This window comes from Pseudomonas sp. EA_15y_Pfl1_P101, from assembly GCF_963970835.1.
GTDB lineage: Bacteria > Pseudomonadota > Gammaproteobacteria > Pseudomonadales > Pseudomonadaceae > Aquipseudomonas > Aquipseudomonas tritici.
Genome location: NZ_CAXAPA010000014.1, coordinates 114,041 through 135,946, shown reverse-complemented (window position 1 = coordinate 135,946; position 21,906 = coordinate 114,041). Strand labels below are relative to the sequence as shown.

At 61.3% G+C, this 21,906-nt stretch carries 16 protein-coding genes and 1 pseudogene; 8 read left to right on the top strand and 9 right to left on the bottom strand.

The window, feature by feature from the left end; genetic code table 11:
* Positions 1-66 precede the first annotated feature (66 nt).
* The 6 genes from AACY36_RS21455 to AACY36_RS21430 are packed head-to-tail and all read left to right on the top strand — an operon-like array spanning position 67 to position 6,106.
* Positions 67-2,988 carry a monovalent cation/H+ antiporter subunit A gene (locus tag AACY36_RS21455; protein WP_339417914.1) on the top strand — a complete coding sequence of 974 codons (2,922 nt, stop codon included), beginning with the start codon at positions 67-69 and terminating at the stop codon, positions 2,986-2,988.
* On the top strand, positions 2,988-3,332 hold the full coding sequence (locus tag AACY36_RS21450; protein WP_339497552.1) for a Na+/H+ antiporter subunit C: 345 nt from the start codon (positions 2,988-2,990) through the stop codon (positions 3,330-3,332). Before AACY36_RS21455 ends, AACY36_RS21450 begins: the two co-directional genes overlap by 1 nt.
* Positions 3,329-5,011, top strand: a complete 1,683-nt coding sequence (locus AACY36_RS21445) for a monovalent cation/H+ antiporter subunit D (RefSeq protein ID WP_339427845.1) — start codon at positions 3,329-3,331, stop codon at positions 5,009-5,011. Before AACY36_RS21450 ends, AACY36_RS21445 begins: the two co-directional genes overlap by 4 nt.
* Positions 5,008-5,496, top strand: coding sequence for a Na+/H+ antiporter subunit E (locus AACY36_RS21440; protein WP_339417917.1), 489 nt, complete (start codon positions 5,008-5,010; stop codon positions 5,494-5,496). Before AACY36_RS21445 ends, AACY36_RS21440 begins: the two co-directional genes overlap by 4 nt.
* Positions 5,493-5,771 carry a K+/H+ antiporter subunit F gene (locus tag AACY36_RS21435; RefSeq protein WP_053256896.1) on the top strand — a complete coding sequence of 93 codons (279 nt, stop codon included), beginning with the start codon at positions 5,493-5,495 and terminating at the stop codon, positions 5,769-5,771. The genes AACY36_RS21440 and AACY36_RS21435 overlap by 4 nt, the downstream gene beginning before the upstream one ends.
* Positions 5,768-6,106, top strand: a complete 339-nt coding sequence (locus AACY36_RS21430) for a Na+/H+ antiporter subunit G (protein ID WP_339417918.1) — start codon at positions 5,768-5,770, stop codon at positions 6,104-6,106. The genes AACY36_RS21435 and AACY36_RS21430 overlap by 4 nt, the downstream gene beginning before the upstream one ends.
* Before the next feature lie 129 nt (positions 6,107-6,235).
* Here AACY36_RS21430 and AACY36_RS21425 read toward each other — a convergent pair.
* From AACY36_RS21425 to AACY36_RS21415, 3 genes and pseudogenes are all read right to left on the bottom strand, one after another.
* Positions 6,236-6,691: pseudogene (locus tag AACY36_RS21425) on the bottom strand (HIT family protein); the annotation flags it as partial.
* Positions 6,692-6,885: 194 nt separating this feature from the next.
* Complete coding sequence (cysS, locus tag AACY36_RS21420) at positions 6,886-8,268, bottom strand: cysteine--tRNA ligase (RefSeq protein WP_339497551.1); 1,383 nt, start codon at positions 8,266-8,268, stop codon at positions 6,886-6,888.
* Positions 8,269-8,305: 37 nt separating this feature from the next.
* On the bottom strand, positions 8,306-10,006 hold the full coding sequence (locus AACY36_RS21415; RefSeq protein ID WP_339417925.1) for a glutamine--tRNA ligase/YqeY domain fusion protein: 1,701 nt from the start codon (positions 10,004-10,006) through the stop codon (positions 8,306-8,308).
* A 248-nt stretch (positions 10,007-10,254) separates the two neighbouring features.
* Between AACY36_RS21415 and AACY36_RS21410 the strand changes: the two genes are divergently transcribed.
* Together AACY36_RS21410 and lpxH are read left to right on the top strand one after the other, a co-directional pair.
* Positions 10,255-10,758, top strand: a complete 504-nt coding sequence (locus tag AACY36_RS21410) for a peptidylprolyl isomerase (RefSeq protein WP_016977438.1) — start codon at positions 10,255-10,257, stop codon at positions 10,756-10,758.
* Positions 10,755-11,537 (top strand): UDP-2,3-diacylglucosamine diphosphatase, encoded by a 783-nt coding sequence (lpxH, locus tag AACY36_RS21405; RefSeq protein WP_339417926.1) that lies wholly within the window; start codon positions 10,755-10,757, stop codon positions 11,535-11,537. Before AACY36_RS21410 ends, lpxH begins: the two co-directional genes overlap by 4 nt.
* Before the next feature lie 62 nt (positions 11,538-11,599).
* Here the strand turns inward: lpxH and AACY36_RS21400 are convergent, their stop codons facing one another.
* From AACY36_RS21400 to AACY36_RS21375, 6 genes are all read right to left on the bottom strand, one after another.
* The gene (locus AACY36_RS21400) at positions 11,600-13,129 is read right to left on the bottom strand and encodes a DHA2 family efflux MFS transporter permease subunit (RefSeq protein WP_339417927.1); all 1,530 of its coding nucleotides are present in this window, start codon (positions 13,127-13,129) and stop codon (positions 11,600-11,602) included.
* Complete coding sequence (locus AACY36_RS21395; protein ID WP_339417928.1) at positions 13,129-14,328, bottom strand: HlyD family secretion protein; 1,200 nt, start codon at positions 14,326-14,328, stop codon at positions 13,129-13,131. The genes AACY36_RS21400 and AACY36_RS21395 overlap by 1 nt, the downstream gene beginning before the upstream one ends.
* A 15-nt stretch (positions 14,329-14,343) precedes the next feature.
* Complete coding sequence (locus AACY36_RS21390; RefSeq protein ID WP_339417929.1) at positions 14,344-15,795, bottom strand: efflux transporter outer membrane subunit; 1,452 nt, start codon at positions 15,793-15,795, stop codon at positions 14,344-14,346.
* Complete coding sequence (locus tag AACY36_RS21385; RefSeq protein ID WP_339417930.1) at positions 15,792-16,265, bottom strand: MarR family winged helix-turn-helix transcriptional regulator; 474 nt, start codon at positions 16,263-16,265, stop codon at positions 15,792-15,794. The genes AACY36_RS21390 and AACY36_RS21385 overlap by 4 nt, the downstream gene beginning before the upstream one ends.
* Before the next feature lie 184 nt (positions 16,266-16,449).
* The gene (locus tag AACY36_RS21380; RefSeq protein WP_339417931.1) at positions 16,450-20,121 is read right to left on the bottom strand and encodes a translocation/assembly module TamB domain-containing protein; all 3,672 of its coding nucleotides are present in this window, start codon (positions 20,119-20,121) and stop codon (positions 16,450-16,452) included.
* Positions 20,121-21,848, bottom strand: a complete 1,728-nt coding sequence (locus tag AACY36_RS21375) for an autotransporter assembly complex protein TamA (protein ID WP_339437223.1) — start codon at positions 21,846-21,848, stop codon at positions 20,121-20,123. Before AACY36_RS21375 ends, AACY36_RS21380 begins: the two co-directional genes overlap by 1 nt.
* Positions 21,849-21,906 lie beyond the last annotated feature (58 nt).

Sequence of the window (21,906 nt, the reverse complement as noted above, 5' to 3'; positions counted from 1 at the left end):
TTGCCGTTTGGTGATCGCGAAAGCGGCACGTATGATGCATCCCAAACTCCCGCAGATTAGAAGCCTATGTCCCTGATAGTTCTACTGCTTCTGCCTTTTATTGGCAGCTGTCTGGCGGCCTTGCTGCCGCACAATGCACGTAACACCGAATCCCTGCTGGCAGGCCTTGTGGCGCTGGTTGGCACCCTTCAAGTCGCCCTGCTCTACCCCCAGATCGCCCACGGTGGCGTGATCCGCGAAGAATTCATGTGGTTACCCAGCCTTGGGCTGAACTTCGTGCTGCGCATGGATGGGTTTGCCTGGCTGTTCTCAATGCTGGTGCTCGGCATCGGTTCGCTGGTTTCGCTGTATGCACGTTACTACATGTCGCCGGACGATCCGGTGCCGCGCTTTTTCGCGTTTTTCCTGGCATTCATGGGCGCCATGCTCGGGCTGGTGATTTCCGGCAACCTGATCCAAATCGTGTTTTTCTGGGAACTGACCAGCCTGTTCTCGTTCCTGCTGATCGGCTATTGGCACCACCGCGCCGATGCCAGGCGCGGCGCGTATATGGCGCTGATGGTCACCGGTGCCGGCGGCTTGTGCCTGCTGGCGGGCGTGATATTGCTGGGGCATATTGTCGGCAGCTATGACCTGGACCTGGTATTGGCGGCGGGCGATCAGATTCGCGCGCATTCGCTGTACCCGGCCATGCTGGTCTTGGTGTTGATCGGTGCCCTGAGCAAAAGCGCGCAGTTCCCGTTCCACTTCTGGCTACCCCACGCGATGGCAGCCCCAACGCCGGTGTCGGCGTATCTGCATTCGGCGACAATGGTGAAAGCCGGCGTGTTCCTGCTGGCCCGCTTGTGGCCGTCGCTGTCCGGCAGCGAAGAATGGTTCTATATCGTCGGCGGTGCCGGCGCCCTCACCCTCCTCATCGGCGCTTACTGCGCCATGTTCCAGAATGACCTCAAGGGCCTGCTGGCCTACTCCACCATCAGCCACCTCGGGCTGATCACCTTATTGCTGGGCCTTAACAGCCCGCTGGCCGCCGTTGCCGCGGTGTTCCATATTCTCAATCACGCGACCTTCAAGGCCTCGCTGTTCATGGCGGCGGGCATCATCGACCACGAAAGCGGCACGCGGGATATCCGCAGGCTCAGCGGCCTGGTGCGGCTGATCCCGTTTACCGCGACCCTGGCAATGGTAGCCAGTGCATCCATGGCCGGTGTGCCGTTGCTCAATGGTTTCCTGTCCAAAGAAATGTTCTTCGCCGAAACCGTATTCGTGTCATCGACCGCCTGGGTGGAAATCGCCCTGCCGATGATCGCGACCATCGCCGGCACCTTCAGCGTGGCCTATGCGCTGCGCTTCACGGTCGATGTGTTCTTCGGCCCGCCCGCAACTGACCTGCCCCACACGCCTCACGAACCGCCGCGCTGGATGCGCGCGCCAGTTGAGTTGCTGGTCTTCACTTGCCTGTTGGTGGGGATTTTCCCGGCCCAGGTGGTCGGTTCGATCCTCGCAGCCGCCGCGCTGCCGGTTGTCGGCGGTGAGTTGCCCGAATACAGCCTGGCGATCTGGCACGGCTGGAATGCGCCGATGATCATGAGCCTGGTCGCCATGTCCGGCGGCGTGGTGCTGTACCTGCTGCTGCGCAAGCAACTCAAGCGTGGCCGCTTCAAGTACCCGCCGGTGATCAGCTACTTCAACGGCAAGCGCATGTTCGAGCGCTGCCTGGTGGTGATGATGCGCGGCGTGCGCAAGATCGAAAAACGCATCAGCACCAAGCGCCTGCAAACCCAGCTGTTTCTTCTGGTGCTGGTGGCGGTCATCGGCGGCATGATCCCAATGATCAACAGTGGCCTCAGTTGGGGCGACCGGCCGAGAATCCCGGGCTCCATCGTGTTTGTCACCCTCTGGCTGCTGGCGATCGCCTGCGCCCTCGGTGCCGCCTGGCAAGCCAAGTATCACAGGCTGGCGGCCCTGACCATGGTCAGCGTGTGCGGCCTGATGACCTGCGTCACCTTTGTGTGGTTCTCGGCGCCGGACCTGGCGTTGACCCAACTGGTGGTCGAAGTGGTCACCACGGTGCTGATCCTGCTGGGGCTGCGCTGGTTGCCGCGGCGGATCGAAGAAGTGTCGCCACTGCCCAGCTCGCTGCGCAAGGCACGCATCCGTCGTCTGCGCGACTTCCTGTTGTCGACCGTGGTGGGTGGCGGCATGGCGCTGCTGTCCTACGCGATGCTGACCCGCCAGACGCCCAACGATATCTCCTCGTTCTACCTCAGCCGCGCACTGCCCGAAGGCGGCGGCAGCAATGTGGTGAACGTGATGCTGGTGGATTTCCGCGGCTTCGACACCCTCGGCGAAATCACCGTACTCGGCGCCGTGGCGCTGACGGTTTACGCCCTGTTGCGCCGCTTCCGCCCGTCGAAAGAAAGCATGCAACTGCCCGCACAACAGCGCCAACTGGCGCCGGACGTGGCCACCGACCTGGTCAACCCGCGCCAGGCCAGCGATACCGCCCTGGGCTTTATGATGGTGCCCGCGGTGCTGGTGCGCCTGCTGCTGCCGATTGCGCTGGTGGTGTCGTTCTACCTGTTTATGCGCGGCCACAATCAACCGGGCGGCGGGTTTGTGGCAGGCCTGGTGATGTCGGTGGCGTTTATCCTGCAATACATGGTGGCCGGCACCCGGTGGGTCGAGGCACAGATGAGCCTGCGGCCGATGCGCTGGATGGGCTTCGGGCTGTTCTCGGCGACCCTCACCGGGCTCGGCGCACTCTTTGCCGGGTACCCGTTCCTGACCACCCATACCTGGCATTTCAACTTACCGCTGCTGGGCGATATCCACATCGCCAGCGCGCTGTTCTTCGACGTCGGCGTGTACGCCATGGTCGTCGGTTCGACGCTGCTGATGCTCACTGCCCTCGGTCACCAGTCGGTGCGAGCGCATAAACCGAGCAACCAGGCCAAAGTCGTTGCTGCAACAGAAGGAGCCGCCTGATGGAAGAAGTCATCGCAATTGCCATTGGAGTCCTGGCCGCCTCCGGCGTCTGGCTGATCCTGCGGCCACGGACGTTCCAGGTGGTGATGGGCCTGTGCCTGCTGTCGTATGGGGTCAACCTGTTCATCTTCAGCATGGGCAGCCTGTTTATCGGCAAGGAGCCGATCATCAAGGACGGCGTGCAGCAGGACCTGCTCCACTACACTGACCCGCTGCCACAGGCGCTGGTGCTCACGGCGATCGTGATCAGCTTCGCCATGACCGCGCTGTTTCTGGTGGTGTTGCTGGCCTCGCGCGGCCTGACCGGTACTGACCATGTTGATGGCCGGGAGCCCAAGGAATGAATTGGGTCAACCAACTGATCGTTGCACCGATCCTGCTGCCATTGCTCACCGCCGCGCTGATGCTGATGCTGGGCGAAAAACGTCGCCCGCTGAAGGCGCAGATCAACTTGGTCTCGAGCATGCTTGGCCTGGGCGTGGCCATTGTGCTGCTGTATTGGACGCAAAAAGGCGGCCCCGGCTCGATCGGGGTGTACCTGCCGGGCAACTGGCAAGCGCCGTTTGGCATCGTGCTGGTGGTGGACCCGTTGTCAGCGCTGATGCTGGTGCTCACCGGGATCATCGGCGTGAGCGCGCTGCTGTTCGCCATGGCCCGCTGGGATCGTGCAGGCACCAGTTTCCATGCGCTGTTCCAGATCCAGATGATGGGCTTGTATGGCGCGTTTCTCACCGCAGACCTGTTCAATCTGTTCGTGTTTTTCGAGGTGCTGCTGGCGGCGTCCTATGGCTTGATGCTGCACGGCTCCGGCCGTGCGCGGGTGTCGTCGGGGCTGCATTACGTCGCGATCAACCTGCTGGCGTCGTCACTGTTCCTGATTGGCGCGGCGATGATCTATGGCGTGACCGGCACCCTGAATTTTGCTGACCTGGCGTTGAAAATCCCGCTGGTGCCGGAAGCCGATCGCGGCCTGCTGCATGCCGGTGCGGCGATCCTCGCCACCGCGTTCCTGGCCAAGGCCGGCATGTGGCCGCTGAACTTCTGGCTGGCCCCAGCCTATTCCTCGGCCAGTGCGCCGGTGGCGGCGATGTTTGCGATCATGACCAAGGTCGGCGTGTACACCGTGCTGCGCCTGTGGACCCTGCTGTTCTCCGGCCAGGCCGGTGCGTCGGCGCTGTTTGGCGGTGACTGGCTGGTGTATGGCGGCATGGCAACGATTATCTGCGCGGCGTTGGCCATGTTGGCGGCGCAGCGCCTGGAACGCATGGCCAGCCTGAGCATTCTAGTGTCAGCCGGGATTCTGCTGTCGGCGGTGGGCTTCGCCCAGCCGAGCCTGACTGCTGGGGCGCTGTTCTACCTGGTCAGCTCCACACTGGCGTTGAGCGCGTTGTTCTTGCTGGCTGAATTGATCGAGCGGTCACGTTCGGCCAACGATCTGCCGCTGGATGAGGAAATCGATGCGTTGCCCAAGGCCATGGAATCCCTGCATCCACGGCCCGGCGTCAACCTTGATGACGAACAGAAGGCTGTGGTTGGCCAGGTGATTCCGTGGACCATGGCGTTCCTCGGCTTGAGCTTTGTCGCCTGTGCGCTGTTGATTATCGGTATGCCGCCGCTGTCCGGGTTTATTGGCAAACTCAGTTTGTTGAGTGCGCTGGTCAATCCGCTGGGCTTGGGCAACGCGGTGGATGCGCCGATTCGTCCAGCTGCCTGGGGCTTGGTGGCGCTGTTGATCCTCTCGGGCCTGGCCTCGCTGATCGCCTTCGCCCGCCTCGGCATCCAGCGTTTCTGGACCCCGGAAGAGCGCCCTTCGCCGCTGCTGCGTCGCTACGAGTGCCTGCCGATCTTCTTCCTGCTCGGCTTGAGCATCCTGCTCACCTTCAAGGCCGAACCGCTGATGCGCTACACCCAGGCGACCGCCGAAAGCCTGAACAACCCGGAACACTATGTGATGGCGGTGATGGCGACGCGCCCGACTCCAAGCCCTGAAGCCAAGGCCGCAGCCGTGGAGGTGCAACCATGAAGCGCCTGTTCCCCGCCCCGTGGTTGTCCCTGGCGTTGTGGGTGTTGTGGCTGGTGCTGAACCTGTCGGTGAGCCCCGGCAACCTGTTGCTGGGCGCGCTGCTGGGCTTTCTCGCACCGCTGCTGATGGCGCCGCTGCGCCCGCTGCCGATCCGCATCCGCCGCCCCGGCGTGATCATTCGCCTGTTCTTCGTGGTGGGCCGTGACGTCATCGCCTCCAACCTGCAAGTGGCCTGGGGCGTGCTGGTGTGCGGCTCGCGCCCGCCGCGCTCGCGCTTTATCAAGATACCCCTGGACCTGCGCGACGCCAATGGCCTGGCCGTCTTGTCGATGATCACCAGCGTCACGCCCGGTACCGTCTGGTCGGAACTGGCGCTGGACCGCAGTATTTTGCTGATCCACGTGTTCGACCTGAATGACGAAGCGCACTTTATCCAGCACTTCAAACACGCCTACGAACGGCCCCTGATGGAGATCTTCGAATGAGCGACCTGCTCTCCAATGCGATCCTGTTCAGCCTGTTCCTGTTTTCCCTGGCAATGGTGCTGACGCTGTTACGCCTGTTCAAAGGCCCGTCGGCCCAGGACCGGGTCCTGGCGCTGGACTATTTGTACATCCTGGCGATGCTGATGATGCTGGTGCTGGGCATTCGTTATGCGAGTGACACTTACTTTGAAGCGGCGCTGCTGATTGCGCTGTTTGGCTTCGTGGGCTCATTTGCCTTGGCGAAATTCCTGCTGCGTGGAGAGGTGATTGAATGATGCCGTTATGGGTGGAAGTGATCGTGGCGGTGCTGCTGGTAGTGAGCAGTGTGTTTGCGTTGATTGGCGCGATTGGCTTGCTGCGGATGAAGGACTTTTTTCAGCGCATGCACCCGCCGGCACTGGCCTCGACCTTGGGCGCATGGTGCGTGGCGCTGGCGTCGATCATCTACTTTTCGGTGCTCAAGTCCGGGCCGGTGTTGCACGGGTGGTTGATACCGATTTTGTTGGCCATCACGATGCCGGTGACCACGTTGTTGCTGGCCCGCACCGCGTTGTTTCGAAAGCGCATGGCGAGGGATGATGTACCGGCCGAAGTCAGCAGTCGACGCTGATCCCTATAGAGAACACGGCCAACACTGTGGGAGGGGGCTTGCCCCCGATGGCGGTGGATCAGCAAGCTCACCTGTAGCTGACCCACCGCCATCGGGGGCAAGCCCCCTCCCACATTTGGCTGGGCGCCAGGCAAAAGATCTGATGTGCGCCGCCAATTCCGCCAAACCGGCATCATCGGCCCGCACATGATCATGGGACGAGATATAACCTTCATAAGCCTCAAAGAACTTGTCCACCTTCGAACTCAGCGGCTTGAAGGTACTGTCGCCGCCGGTCCCATGCACGGGAAACAACTTCGCATGCAGGTGATCCACTCCATACCCTTCGAGTATCATGCCGGTGCGCGCCACATCGGGAAACGCCCGATCAATCTGTAGCGCGGTCTTCTTCGCCGCCACCGCAAGCGCGGCCAGCACCTCATCCGACTGCGCAAACGCATAGCTGCCGTAGTGCTGCTTAGGGATTACCACGCTGAACCCCGGGGTGTTGGGGAAGATCGACAGGAAAGCAATATGCCGGTCGTCCTCCCAGAGAATGTGGGCTGGGGAGGTTTTGCGGACCATATTGCAGAAAATACAATCCATTTGAATTACCACCAGTTTCGTCTTGGGTTTGGTCGTGGCAATCATCTAAAGCTAGGATGGAATGAGCGTCAAACCCTCCCAGTCAAACGGGACTTGAACAGGTGGTGGAAACGTGAATGGCGCACTGCTATTTCGCTTTAAAAAAGCCCCGAACCAGTCGGGGCGTTTTTTATTCAGCGTACAGCAACCAACTGTCAGTCAGCCAACCGCCACGTCGTCCCACCCTTCCCGTCTTCCAACACCACACCCATCGCGGTCAGTTGGTCACGAATCCGGTCGGATTGCGCCCAGTCTTTGTTGGTACGCGCAGCCAGACGCGCCTGAATCAGCGCATCAACTTCAGCCGCATCCACACGCCCTTCGGCGCCAGCTTGCAGGAAGTCATCGGCTTCCATCTGCAACACACCCAGCACGCTCGCCAGTTCTTTCAAACGAGCGGCAAGGCCCGCCGCCGCATCAAGATCACTCTCGCGCAGGCGGTTGATCTCGCGCACCATCTCGAACAGTACCGCGCAGGCTTCCGGTGTGCCGAAGTCGTCGTTCATGACCTCGGTAAACCGTGCCACGAACGCTTCGCCGCCGGCAGGCGCCACGGATGGCAAGCCTTTCAACGCATGGTAGAAGCGCTCCAGGGCGCCTTTGGCGTCCTTGAGGTTGTCTTCCGAGTAGTTGATGGCGCTGCGGTAATGGCTCGACACCAGCAGGTAACGCACGACTTCCGGAGGGTATTTTTCCAGCACGTCGCGAATGGTGAAGAAGTTGTTCAAGGACTTGGACATCTTCTCGCCATTGATGCGGATCATGCCGCAGTGCATCCAGGCGTTGGCGTAGGTTTTGCCAGTAGCCGCTTCGCTTTGGGCGATTTCGTTTTCGTGGTGCGGGAACTCAAGGTCGCTGCCGCCGCCATGAATGTCGAAGGTCTCACCCAGGCAGCAGGTGGACATCACCGAGCATTCGATGTGCCAGCCCGGACGGCCCGCACCCCATGGCGATTCCCAGCTTGGCTCGCCCGGCTTGGTAGCTTTCCACAGCACGAAGTCGAGCGGATCTTGCTTGGCTTCATCGACTTCGATGCGTGCGCCGATGCGCAGGTCTTCGATTTTCTTGCACGACAGCTTGCCGTAGCCCATGAACTTGGCGACGCGGTAGTACACGTCGCCATTGCCTGGGGCGTAGGCGTAACCCTTGTCGATCAGGGTCTGGATCATCGCATGCATGCCAGGGATGTGGTCCGTGGCGCGCGGCTCCATGTCCGGTTTGAGGATGTTCAGGCGCGCCTCATCCTCGTGCATGGCGGCGATCATGCGCTCGGTCAGCGCGTCGAACGACTCGCCGTTTTCATTGGCGCGGTTGATGATCTTATCGTCGATGTCGGTGATGTTGCGCACGTACGTCAAGTCATAGCCGCTGAAGCGCAACCAGCGGGTCACCAGGTCGAAGGCAACCATGCTGCGGCCGTGGCCGATGTGGCAGTAGTCGTACACGGTCATGCCGCACACGTACATGCGCACCTTGTTGCCTTCCAGCGGTTTGAAGACTTCTTTGGTCTTGCTGAGTGTGTTGTAGATCGTTAGCACGACAAATCCTTCTTTCTACGCAAAGCCGCCAAAGGCGTCACTGGCCCCACGAATCACGCAAGGTCACGGTACGGTTGAATACCGGCTGACCGGGTTTCGAGTCCTTGATATCCGCGCAGAAGTAACCTTCGCGCTCGAACTGGAAACGGTCTTCCGGCTGTGCGTCGGCCAACGAGGGCTCGGCACGACAGCCCGTGAGTACTTGCAGGGAGTCAGGGTTGATGTTGTCGAGGAAACTCGCGCTGTCTTCGGCCTTTTCAGGGTTCGGCGAGCGGAACAGACGATCGTACAGGCGCACTTCGCACTCGATGCTGGCAGCCGCCGGCACCCAGTGGACCACGCCCTTGACCTTGCGGCCTTCAGGGTTCTTGCCGAGGGTTTCCGGGTCGTACGAGCAACGCAGTTCGACGATGTTGCCATCGGCGTCCTTGATCGCTTCATCGGCACGGATCACGTAGCTGCCACGCAGGCGCACTTCGCCGTTTGGCTCCAGGCGTTTGTAGCCTTTTGGCGGTTCTTCCATGAAGTCATCGCGGTCGATGTAGATTTCACGGGCGAACGGCAGCTTGCGCACGCCGAGTTCTTCTTTTTGCGGATGACGCGGCAGTTCGAGGTGCTCGACTTTGTCTTCCGGGTAGTTGGTGATCACAATTTTCAACGGACGCAGCACGCACATGGCGCGCGGGGCGTTCGCGTCGAGGTCCTGGCGGATGCTGAATTCGAGCATGCCGAAGTCAACCACGCCGTCGGAACGGTTGGTGCCGACCATGTCGCAAAAGTTGCGGATCGACGCAGGCGTGTAGCCACGACGGCGGAAGCCCGACAGCGTCGACATGCGCGGGTCATCCCAGCCATGCACGTGCTTTTCATCGACCAGTTGCTTGAGCTTACGCTTGCTGGTGATGGTGTAGTTCAGGTTCAAGCGGCTGAATTCGTACTGACGCGGGTGCGCCGGTACCGGCAGGCTGTCGAGGAACCACTCATACAACGGGCGATGGCTTTCGAACTCCAGGGTGCAGATGGAGTGGGTGATGCCTTCAATGGCGTCGGACTGACCGTGGGTAAAGTCGTAGTTGGGGTAGATGCACCACTTGTCACCGGTCTGATGGTGATGGGCGTGGCGGATGCGGTACATGATCGGGTCGCGCAGGTTCATGTTCGGCGAGGCCATGTCGATCTTGGCACGCAGTACGCGGGCGCCGTCCGGGAACTCACCCGCGCGCATGCGGGCGAACAGGTCCAGGTTCTCTTCCACCGAACGGTCGCGGAACGGGCTGTTCTTGCCCGGTTCGGTCAGGGTGCCACGGTATTCCTTGGCTTGCTCCGGGGTCAGGTCGTCGACATAGGCCTTGCCGGCCTTGATCAGCTCGACCGCCCAGTCAAACAACTGGTCGAAATACTTGGACGCATAGCGCACTTCACCGGACCACTCGAAGCCCAGCCACTTGATGTCACTTTCGATGGCGTCGATGTATTCCTGGTCTTCCTTGGCCGGGTTGGTATCGTCGAAACGCAGGTGCGTGACGCCGCCGAATTCCTGGGCCAGGCCGAAGTTCACACAGATCGACTTGGCGTGACCGATGTGCAGGTAGCCGTTGGGCTCTGGCGGGAAGCGGGTGACAATCTGCGTGTGCTTGCCCGAATCCAGGTCCGCCTGGATGATCGGGCGCAGGAAATTGACCGGGACGGCAGGTCCGGCCTTGGCATTCGAGGTAGGGTCGACAGTGGGCTTGCTCATAGGATCCTTGAACAGACAAGTACGTGGCCGGGCTAGGCCGACAAAACAAAGGCGATATCATAGCCGATGCTGTCAAGCACCTGACAGAGAAGCACTGAAAACGGCTGCATTTATTGCATAGGCGGTAAAAAACCACCTCGAAATTCCTGCAAGGCACGCTAAACTGCGCGTCTTGGCCGCAACTTCGCCATACCGGTCGTGGTGCCCAGGCACCCAAACCCACGAATTCCCTGAAAAGAGTAGTGAACATGACTCAAGTCAAACTGACCACCAACCACGGTGACATCGTCATCGAGCTGAACGCCGAAAAAGCGCCGATCACCGTCGCCAACTTCATCGAATACGTTAACGCCGGCCACTACGAAAACACTGTTTTCCACCGCGTCATCGGCAACTTCATGGTCCAGGGCGGCGGTTTCGAACCTGGCATGAAAGAAAAGAAAGACAAGCGCCCAAGCATCCAGAACGAAGCGGACAACGGCCTTTCCAACGACAAGTACACCGTCGCCATGGCCCGTACCATGGAGCCGCATTCGGCCTCCGCGCAGTTCTTCATCAACGTGGCCGACAACGCCTTCCTCAACCACAGCGGCAAGAACGTGCAGGGCTGGGGTTACGCGGTATTCGGTAAAGTGACCGAAGGCCAGGACGTCGTTGACAAGATCAAAGGCGTGCAAACCACCGGTAAAGCCGGCCACCAGGACGTTCCGGTAGAAGACGTTATCGTCGAGAAAGCCGAGATCGTTGGGTGATATTGCTGATTTCAGATTTGCATCTGATCGATACGCGCCCGGACATCACCCGGGCGTTTCTGGATCTGCTCCATGGCCGCGCCCGTGGCGCCCAGGCGTTGTACATTCTGGGGGACTTCTTTGAAGCCTGGATTGGCGACGACGGTATGACACCGTTCCAGCGTTCGATTTGCGCGGCTCTACGCGAACTGAGCGACAGCGGCACCCCGATTTTTATCATGCATGGCAACCGCGATTTCCTGATTGGCAAGGCGTTCTGCACAGCAGCCGGCGCCACCCTGCTCAAGGACCCGAGTGTCGTGCAGCTCCGTGGCGAGCCTGTGCTGTTGATGCATGGCGATAGCCTCTGCACCCGCGACGTTGGCTATATGAAGCTGCGGCGCATCCTGCGCAACCCGATTTTGCTGTTTATCCTGCGCCACCTGCCATTGCGCACCCGGCACAAGTTGGCGCGCAAGCTGCGCAGTGAAAGCCGTGCGCAGACGCGCATGAAGGCCAACGACATTGTTGATGTGACTCCCGAAGAAGTACCACGGGTGATGCAACAATTTGGCGTGCGCACCCTGGTCCACGGCCATACGCACCGTCCCGCCGTTCACAAGTTGCAGATTGGTGAGCAGGCGGCCAAGCGTATTGTGCTGGGGGATTGGGATAAGCAAGGCTGGGCGTTGCAAGTGGATGAGCAAGGGTTTCAGTTGGCGGCGTTTGATTTTGTGAACCCGCAGTTGGCGTTGCCTGTGGGAGCCGGGCTTGCCCGCGATGCAGGCACCTCGGTGTAACAAGAGCACCGAGGTGATGCTATCGCAGGCAAGCCAGCTCCCACATGGATCGAGTACATCCCTCAGTGGCCGGAGGCCTCCGGCCCAGCCTTCGCACCAAACGGCGGCTTCGCCAACCACACCAACAACATCAACCCCATGAACATCCACCCCAACAACGTGAAGTAATCCACGGTGGACATCATGTACGCCTGGCTGGTGAGGATTTGATCCAGTTGCGCATACGCCTTGTGCCCTGCCCCACCCAGCGCCTGCAACGCGTCGCGGGTCGCCGGGTCGTAGGTGGTCATGTTTTCGCTCATGTACGCATGGTGCTGGTCCGCCCGGCGAATCCAGATCCAGGTGGTCAGCGAGGCCGCAAAGCTGCCGCCCAGGGTACGCAGGAACGTCGCCAGGCCCGCACCGTCGGCGATCTGGCTGGGCGGCAGGTCGGACATCAGGATGCTCAAGGTCGGCATGAAGAACAGCGCCACGCCGATGCCCATGAACAGCTGCACCAGGGCGATGTGCGTGAAGTCCACTTCATTGGTGAAGCCAGCACGCATAAAGCAGCTCAAGCCAATCGCCAGGAACGCCAGGCCTGCCAGCAGGCGCAGGTCGAACTTGTGCGCGTATTTGCCGACAAACGGCGACATCAGCACCGGCAGAATGCCAATCGGCGCCACCGCCAGGCCAGCCCAGGTAGCGGTGTAACCCATCTGGGTCTGCAGCCATTGCGGCAGGATCAGGTTGATACCGAAGAAGCCCGAGTAGCCCAGAATCAGCACAATGGTGCCGATACGGAAGTTACGGTAGGCAAACAGTCGCAGATTCACCACCGGGTGTTTGTCGGTCATTTCCCAGATGACGAACACCGCCAGCGCAATCACCGAAATCGCCGCGCCAATGATGATGAAGTTGGATTCGAACCAGTCCAGGTCATTGCCCTTGTCGAGAATGATCTGCAAGGCGCCGACACCGACAATCAGGCTCAGTAACCCAACGTAGTCCATCGGCTGGTAACTGGTCTCGACCGGGCGCTTCTTCAACTGCGAACGCACCACCAGCACCGCAAAGATGCCGATGGGCACGTTGATAAAGAAGATCCACGGCCAGCTGTAGCTGTCGGTGATCCAGCCGCCGAGGATGGGACCGGCGATCGGCGCCACCACTGTGACCATCGCCAATAACGCCAGGGCCATGCCGCGCCTGGCCGGCGGGTACACGGCGATCAGCAAGGTCTGGGTCATGGGGTACAGCGGCCCCGCGACCAAACCTTGCAGCACCCGAAAACCGATCAGCTCGGGCATCGAGGTGGAAATACCGCACAGGAACGAGGCCAGCACAAACAGAATGGTCGCCCACAGAAACAGCTTCACCTCGCCAAAACGGCGGCTCAGCCAACCGGTAAGTGGCAGGGCAATGGCGTTGCTCACGGCGAACGAGGTGATGACCCAGGTGCCCTGCTCCGAACTCACGCCGAGGCTGCCGGAAATAGTCGGCAACGCGACGTTGGCAATGGTGGTGTCGAGCACCTGCATAAAGGTCGCCAGCGACAGGCCAATAGTGGCCATCAACAGGCTGGGTGGCGTGAAGGAGGCGTTATTGCTCATCAGCGTTGCGCAGCCTTGGGCGCGGCGGTGCTGTTGTCATGAATCAACTGCTTGATCATGGCATCCGCCTCGGCCAATTGGCCGTCATACACATTGGTGGTGAACGACGCCTTTTGCGGCGCCTGTTGCGCCAGTACCGGGCCACTCTGGTCGTGCAGGTCCACATTGACCACGGTGCTCAAGCCCACCCGAAGCGGGTGTTTGGCCAACTCGTCGGCGTTGATGTGGATGCGCACCGGCACCCGTTGCACGATCTTGATCCAGTTACCGGTGGCGTTCTGCGCCGGCAGCAGGGCAAATGCGCTGCCGGTACCGGCGCCAAGGCTGTCCACAGTACCGCTGTACTTCACGTCACTGCCGTAAATGTCCGACTCGATGTCCACCGGCTGGCCAATACGCATATCGCGCAGCTGGGTTTCCTTGAAGTTGGCATCGATCCACAGCTGGTTGAGTGGAATCACCGCCATCAACGCCGTGCCGGGCTGTACGCGCTGGCCCAGTTGTACGGTGCGCTTGGCCACGTAGCCGGTGACCGGGGCAATCAGAGTGCTGCGTGCATTGGTCAGGTACGCCTGGCGCAGTTGCGCGGCGGCGGCCTGCACGTCCGGGTGGGACGAGATCACGGTGTCATCCACCAGCGCATTGCTGGTCTTGAGTTGCTGCTCAAGGTTGGTCAGGGCGTTTTTCGCCGCCGTCAGGCTGTCACGGGCGTGGGACAGTTCTTCCCGGGAAATCGCCCCGCCCTGGGCCAGGGTTTTACGACGGTTGTAATTGTCCTGGGCCGTTTGCACGTCGGCTTTCTGCGCATTGACTTGGGCCTTCATGCCGTCGACGTTGCTGTATAAACCACGCACCTGACGCACCGTGCGGGCCAGGTTGGCCTGGGCACTTTGCAGGCCGACGGCCGCGTCGTTCGGGTCGAAGCTGATCAGCACTTGGCCTTCATGGACCAAATCGCCATCGTCGGCGCCGATGCTCACCACGGTACCGGTGACCAGCGGGGTGATTTCCACCACGTTGCCGTTCACATAGGCGTCGTCGGTGCTTTCGTTGAAGCGACCGTAGAGCTCATACCAGCCCCACACGCCCACGACGCCAAGGATGACGATCAGCGCGAGGCCGATCAGCATCACTTTGCGTTTGCGTGGGTTGTTGTCCTTGGGTTGTTCAGTTGCGGTGTTGCTGTCGGCAGTGGCCATGACAAATACCTCAAATTATTCCGAGCGTGTGGCTGGGGTGGTCGCGGCCACATTGTTGGCGTCGTATCCGCCACCCAGGGCCTGCATCAATTGAATCGACAGATCGATCTGCGCCGCATTCAGGCTCGCCAGTTGGCGCTGGGCCTGCAGCAACTGCTGCTCGATGCTGAGCACATCCAGGTAGTTACCGATCCCGGCGCTGTAACGTTGAACGCCTGTGTCGTAGGACTGCTGGGCAATGTCCGCAGCGTGTTGCTGAGCCTGGATCTGCCGGCCGGTATCGCGCAGTTGCGAAAGGGTGTCGCCGATATCGCCAAGGGCTTGCACCAGGGTCTTGTTGTACTGGGCCACGGCCAGGTCGTAGTCGGCGTCGCGGGCATCCAGGTCGGCGCGCAGGCGGCCGCCGTCGAAGATCGGCAGCGAGATCGTCGGCGCGATATTGAAAAAGCGGCTGGCCGAACCAAACATCGCATCCCCCAGCAACGACTCGGCCCCGGCGCTCGCGCTCAGGTTGAGGTTGGGGTAGAAGCGGGTTTTGCTGGCATCGATATTCTTGCCCGCTGCCTCGACGCGCCAGCGCGCGGCGATCAGATCCGGGCGACGGCCCAGCAGCTCAGCCGGCAGCACTGAAGGCACGGCGACCGCGCTGGGCTTGAGTACGTTGGGACGGGCCAGCTCATTGCCACGGTCCGGGCCTTTGCCGAGCAGCACCGCCAGGGCGATTTTCGCGCTCTGCAGTTGCTTTTCCGCGTCGATCAGTTGCGACTGCGAGCTGGCTTCCAGGCTTTCGGTCTGTTGGTACTGGTACTGGCTGTCGATGCCCGAGTCCAGGCGGCGTTTGCTCAGGTCAAGCATCTGCCGGGTGCGTTTGAGGTCGTCATTGGCCAGGTCACGCACGATATGCGCCTGGCCCAAGTCGCTGTAGGCCTTGGCGACGTTGGCGGCCAGGGTCAGGCGCGCCGCCTGCTGATCAACCTGGGCGGCGCGAGCCTCGCCCAACGCGGCTTCCCAGGCAGCGCGCTGGCCGCCCCAGAGGTCGAAGTTGTAATTAAAGCTGGCGCCGATGTTGCGCACGGTCGAATAGGCATCGCCTTCGCCTCGCGGGTCCTGGTCTTTGGCCAGGCGCGAGCGGCTCACACCAGCGCTGGCATCCAGTGTCGGCATGCGCTCGGCATTGGCGGCGTAAGCGGCGGCTTCGGCCTGATGGGCACGGGCACTGGCGACTTGCATGTCGGGGCTGTTTTGCAGGGCTTCCTGGATCAGGCCGTCGAGCTGCGGGTCGCCAAGGTTTTTCCACCAGTCGGCGCTAGGCCAGGCCGCGCTCGACAGGGTCACGCCACCCAAGGACTTGCCGGTTTGCAAGGTATTGGCGTCAAGGCGTTTGCCCTGGGTGTCGAGGCCGCTGTAGTTGGCGCAACCGGCCATGCTCATGGCCACCAGCACCAGGCAAAGGGCGCGTGTGTTCATTGGTTACCTACCCGTTGGATAGTGATGGGATCACCTGCAGCTATCAGAATTTTCTTGAGGATCTTTTCCAGGGTTTCCAACTCACCCGGTTCCAATGCGCCGGCCAACTGGTTTAACGCATCGGCGCCGATGAACGGCAGCATGTCTGCCAGGCGCTGGCCGTCGGACGTGAGCACAAGCTGCACTTGGCGTCGATCCAGCTCTGAACGCTTGCGATCCAGCAGCCCCTTCTGCGTCAGGCGGTCGAGCATGCGGGTCATTGAACCGCTGTCCAAAGACAGGTGGCGGCACAGCTCCGCCGGGGTGTCGACGCCGAACTGAGCCATGATGATCAACACCTTGAACTGCGCGGCAGTGATGCCGTGGGGTTCCATGTGGGTGTCGATGATGCGGTCTTTGAGGATTGCGGCGCGCCCGAGCAATAGCCCCAGGTGGCAGTTGTGGAAGTTATCCGGAGTGAAGTGTTTCATCGGAAGTCACCTTATTACTGCCTAGGCAGTGAATGTGTGACGAGATATTACTGCTTAGGCAGCGAATGTCAAATGGAATAGTTAGCTTGCTTGGTAATTTCACGATGAGCGGTTTGAAATGCAAACAGATATGGCCGCTAGCGCCCACATCTGTTTGCTCCCACAGTTTTGAATCGCGCCGGGGTCAGAAATCGCGCTTGTAGAAGATATCCAGCGAACTGGCCACACCACTCGCCACCTCCAGATACACCTTCTTGCTCAACAAATAGCGCAAGGCGATGGTGCTGGCCGGTTCGAATACCCCTACCCCGTAACGCAGGCTGAGCTTTTCGGTGATTTTGCCGCTGGCGACCACGGCGGTGTTGTTGCCGCTGCCCTGGGTATCCAGGTCGAAATCCTGGATGCCCAACTTGGTGGCAAGGTCCGAGGTCACCCCGGCACTGCCCATCAACCCCAGGCCCAACGCCGCCTGGGCAAGCATGTTGTTGTCTTCACCGGTGGAGCTCAGCGGACGGCCAAGCACCAGGTAGGACAGCGCCTGTTCCTGGCTCATGGCCGGTTCGGAGAAGATTTGCGTGGTGGGCTGCTCGGCGGTGCCGCTCAGGCGGATACCGGCGATCACATCGTCGGTCTTGCGGATCGCTTCGACATCGAGATACGGCTGGTCCAACGGACCGGCGAACAGCAGCCGTGCACGCCGCACATCGAGCCGCTGCCCGTAGGCGCGGTAGCGGCCATCGTTGAGCCACAGCTCGCCACGGGTGTCGAGGTTGTCGCCGATGTGCACCTGGCCCTGCACTTTGGCGGTGAGGCCAAAGCCCGAGAAGTTGAGCTTGTCCTCACCCACCACCACGTTGATGTCCATGGCCATCGCCATCGGCGGCTTGCCCTCTTCGGTCTGACTGCCCACGATCACGGTGTCATCCGAGACCTTCACGGTGGACGGTGGCAACTCGCGCACGATGATATCGCCACGCGGGATGTGCACGTTGCCGGCCACGGCGAGCTTGTCATTCTTCAGGGTGATTTTCAGGTCGGGCGCCACTTCCAGCACGGCGTAAGGTTCAACCGTGACCGGCAACTGCGAGCCTTGCAGGCTGAGGTCCACCACCAGGGCCTTGCCCCAGTCGATCTGCCCTTTGAGGCTGCCCTGCCCGGCTTTACCGCTGCGCCAGCCGCCATTGAGCTGCACGCTTTCACCGGCGATCAGCGCCTGCACGTTCAGGCCTTCCAGGCTAATGGGCAGTTCCGGACCGGAAATCTCGCCGCCCACCAGGTTCACGCTGCCGTTGACCTGAGGTGCCAACAAGCCGCCGGAGATGCGCCCGTTGCCATTGAGCTTGCCGCTGAGGGTTTCCACCATCGGCACAAACGGCCGCACCACCGCGAGGTCCAGGCCGGCAAGGGTGAACGCGCCCGTGATCGGTTTGCTCTTCGGCAACGGGTTGATCTGCGCTTGCAACATCAGCTCGCCGAGCTTGCCGCCACGGAAGTTCAGCTGGGTGTCGATACGCTTGGGGTTGAGCGTGGTTTCCAGCTTCAGCGTGTCATAGGGGAAATCCAGCCACTGGTCCTTGTCCTTGACGCGCAAGGTGCCGCCGCTGGCGTCCACCGAGACCACGCCTTTGGGGCCGCTGTCCGGCAGATCGAGCTGCAGGTCGGCGTTGAGCTTGCCCTTCCAGGCGAAATCCTTGGGCAAAAACGCCGCCAGGCTGTCGATGGGAAATTGCTTGAGGTGGTAGCGCAGCTTTGGCTCGGGCATCAGCCGCTGGTCTTCGCCGCACAGGCTGGCGGGGCCGGAGACCCAACAATGTGCGGCAAACGTCAGCTTGCCATCGGCCATGCGTTCGATCTTCGCCGGTGCTTGCAGCTTCCAGTCCTGGCCGCCCGCTTGCACATCACCACTGGCGAGGCGCCCGCGCCAATTGCCTTTGTCGAGGTTGCCATCCAACGCCAGGGCCAGCTTGACCAAGGGGCCAGCCAGGTCCAGTTGGACCTTTTGGTTCTTGATATCGCCCTGGGCGCTGGCTGTCAGGGTGCCGACCTGGGTGTCACCGCTCTGAATGCCGCTGCCCTTGAGGTCGATCCTTGCGCGCTGGGCGCTATCGAGGCTGGCGTCGAGGGTAAGGCTTTGCAGGCGATTGTCGGCGAACGCCAATTGCTGGCCTTTGAGGGCGAGCTTGCCTTGGGGGGCCTTGAGGCTGCCGGCCACGTCGAGTCGGCCATTAACCTGCCCGCGCAACTGCGGCCACAGCTGGGCCAGGCGCGCCAGCTTGATATCGATCTGCCCAGCCAGGCGTTGTTGCAGACTGCCGCTGCCGTTGATGCGGTTGTCGCCCAGGCGGATATCCACGTTGGCCAGGGTCCACTGCTCGCCCGCGCCTTCAGCCTTGGCCGCCAGCACGGCAGTTTGCCCGCGCAGGCGGCCCTTGAGGTCGAGGTCGGCATTCAGCTTGAGCTGCTCGTTCTTGAACTCGCCCTTGCTGCGCAGGGGGCCGGCCAAAGTGCCGGGCAGTTCAGCAACCCAGTACGCCGGGTTCAAGGCCGACAGGTCCAGCGCGGTGTCCCAGGCGATGCCGTCGGCGAATTGCAGGTTCAAGTGGCCTTCGGCCTTGCCTTGGCCGGCGGTGAGTTTCAGCTCGGGCAGGAAGACTTGCTTGAGGTCGCCACTGAACGGCGTGACCACATTGAACTTGCCCGCCGGGCCGTCGAGGTCGGCCTTGAGGTTGCCCAGGTAGTTACCGTCTTTGTAGGAAACCTCACCATTAAACGTACGCAATACGACTTGCGGCTCGTCGACAACCGGATAGAGGCGATGCCAGGGGAAGTCCAGCCAATCGATATTGGCGTCGGCGCTGAAACCTTGTTGCCAATCCAGTTGGGCCGTCAGCTTGAGGCTTTGCTTGTCTCCGGCATTCAGGTCCAGGCCGGCGATCTGCGCGCCCTTGGCGTCAACCCGGCCTTGCAGCAGCACATCCACCGGGCCTTTTTCCGCAGGAAGCACGGCCTTGCCCAACACTTGGTAGCCGCGCTTCAAGTCACCTTTGGCGGTGAGGTCGAGTGTGTTGAGTTGCAAGGTGTCCGGCAGATCGGCGCTGGGCTTGAAACTGTCGGCGGTGATGTGCAATTGGGCCGGGAGGTTTTCTGCCAAGGGTTGCAGTTCGCCCGTGAGCTTGGCTGGCAAATAGCCGCTGCTGTCTGCATCAAGCGTGAGAGTCTTTAACAAATCGCCATCGATCTTCAACGCCACCTTCCAAGGTGCGCTGCCTGGCGCATACGGCAGGCTTACATTCCCAGTGGCGCTCAGCGGCCAATCGCCGGTGGGTTGCAGCAAGCCGGCCAGGTCCAGTACCAGATCGTCACGCTGCAGGTGCACGGCGTCGATCTGCAGACCGGCAGCCGTCCAATGCGCCGCCAATTGCAGGCCCCTGAGTTCTTCGCTGCCGTTGAACAGCAGGCTACCGACGCGAACGTCGCCCAACTGGATGGCTACGGGCAGTTTCAGGTCGGGTAACTGGATCGGGCCGCTGCTTTCCTCAGTGCCCGGCGGAAATTGCAGGCTGACCTGATCCACGTCCAACCGATTAATGCACAAGGTCATGCGCAACAGGCAGGCGGGCGACCAATCCACCGTCGGCGCCTGGAGTTCGACGCGGCTGCTGTCTTGCTGCCACAGCAGATGGTCGGCGCTCCACTGGCCGCCCAAATGCCCCTGGAAATGCTCTACGCTCAACCCCGGTACGCGGGCCAATGCCCAGCGGCTGCCGGCCTGGGTGCCGAGTAACGCCCACAGCGCCAATAACAGCACGGCGAGGATGGCAAGCACGGCCAGCCCCGCTATTTTCACCCCACGCATCACAGCTCAGGCCCCATGGAAAAGTGCAATCGAACGCCGCCCGGATCTTCGAGGGCATGGGCCAGGTCAAGGCGGATCGGGCCGACCGGCGAGACCCAGCGGATACCGACGCCGACGCCGGTTTTCAGGCTGGGCAGGTCCAGCGAATTGAACGAGTTGCCCTGGTCGATAAACGTCGCGATCCGCCACTTCTCGGCGATGGAATATTGATACTCGGCGCTGAGGGCAACCATGTAGCGGCCACCGATGCGGTCGCCGCGGTCGTTCTCGGGCGACAGCGTCTGGTACTCATAACCGCGCACGCTCTGGTCACCACCGGCAAAAAAGCGCAACGACGGCGGCACCGATTTGTAACCGTTGGTGGCACTGCCGCCGACCTGGGCGCGGGCGAGAAAGCGGTGGTTGTCCCACAAGGTGGTCAGACCCTTGACCATGGCCGTGCCGTAAAGCAGGTTGGTGTCGGAGCCTAAGCCCTCTTTGGCGACCTTGGTGTCGAATTGCAGACGATAGCCGTGGTGCGGGTCGATGCGGTTGTCGCTGCGCAGGTAGGCGTAGCTGATACCCGGCATCACCAGGCTACTCAAGCCGGAGTCGTTGCCCAGGCGATACTCTTCGCGCTGATACTTGAGCGAGATTACTCGGGTCCAACCGCTGGGCAACTTGCTATGCCATTCTGGGCCGAGGGTGAGCAATTTACTCACGGTGTCGGTGTTGGCGAGTTCTTCGTTCTGATAGCCACCGGAGAAGCGCAGTTTGTCGGTGAGCGGGGGGTCGAGCGGAATGTCGTACCACAGGCCGACGTTCTGCCGCGGTGCCGACAGCTCGGCTTCCCAGCCATAGCTATGGCCCTGTGGGTTGACCCAGTGACGGGTCCAGTTGGCTTTGCCGCGCGGGCCAACGTCGGTCGAAAAGCCCAAGCCCAGGCCCATGGTCCGCGGCTTGCGGGTTTCCAGACGCACGGCCACCGGGATGATGTCATCCGTCGAGGCGGCCGGCGCAGCGTCCACGCGCACGCCTTCGAAAAAACCACTGGCTTGCAGGTTCTGGTTGAGTTCGGCGATCAATTCGGAATCGTAGGGCGTACCGCTTTTGAACGGCACCATGCGTTGCAGCAGCTCTTCGTCAAACGGCGTGTCGCCGGCAAAGCTCACCTTGCCCAAGGTGTAGCGCGGGCCGCTGTCATAGATGAGTTCGATATCGGCGACGCCCGCCTGCGGGTCCACCGACAGTTTCTGTTTGGTAAAACGCCCGCTGAAGAAGCCGTAGCGCGAGGCCTGGTTCTGGATCAGCCGCTTGGCGTCTTCGTAATGGCCGTGGTTGAGCACGGCGCCGGATTTGAGGTCGTCGCTGACGGGCACGCGAAAAGCTTTGAGGTCTGCGGCTTGGCCGTCGACCCGTAGGGTCACGTCTCGCAAATGCACCGGCTCGCCGGGCTCGATGGTGAGGATCAGGCGCGGGTTCTTGCCGCCCTTCACATCACTTTCGATCTGTGGCTGATAGAAGCCCAGGGCCTGGGCTGCTTTACGCGCCTGCTCCTCGGCGCCACGGCTGAACCGCAGCAAGGCCTCTTCATCACGATCGCCCACCCCGCCGATGTAGCCCTCGATGTTGGCTTTCAACGCATCGTTTGAGGGCTTGATCCGCACGTCCAATTCGCTTTGCGCCAAGGCGCCGCAGCTTGTGAACAGCAGAATCAAGCCGCTGGTAAATCTTCCTGGAAACTTCATAGGCGCGGATGCTACACGAGCTGGAGAGCACTTTAGAACTCGGAAAATTCTGAAAAAT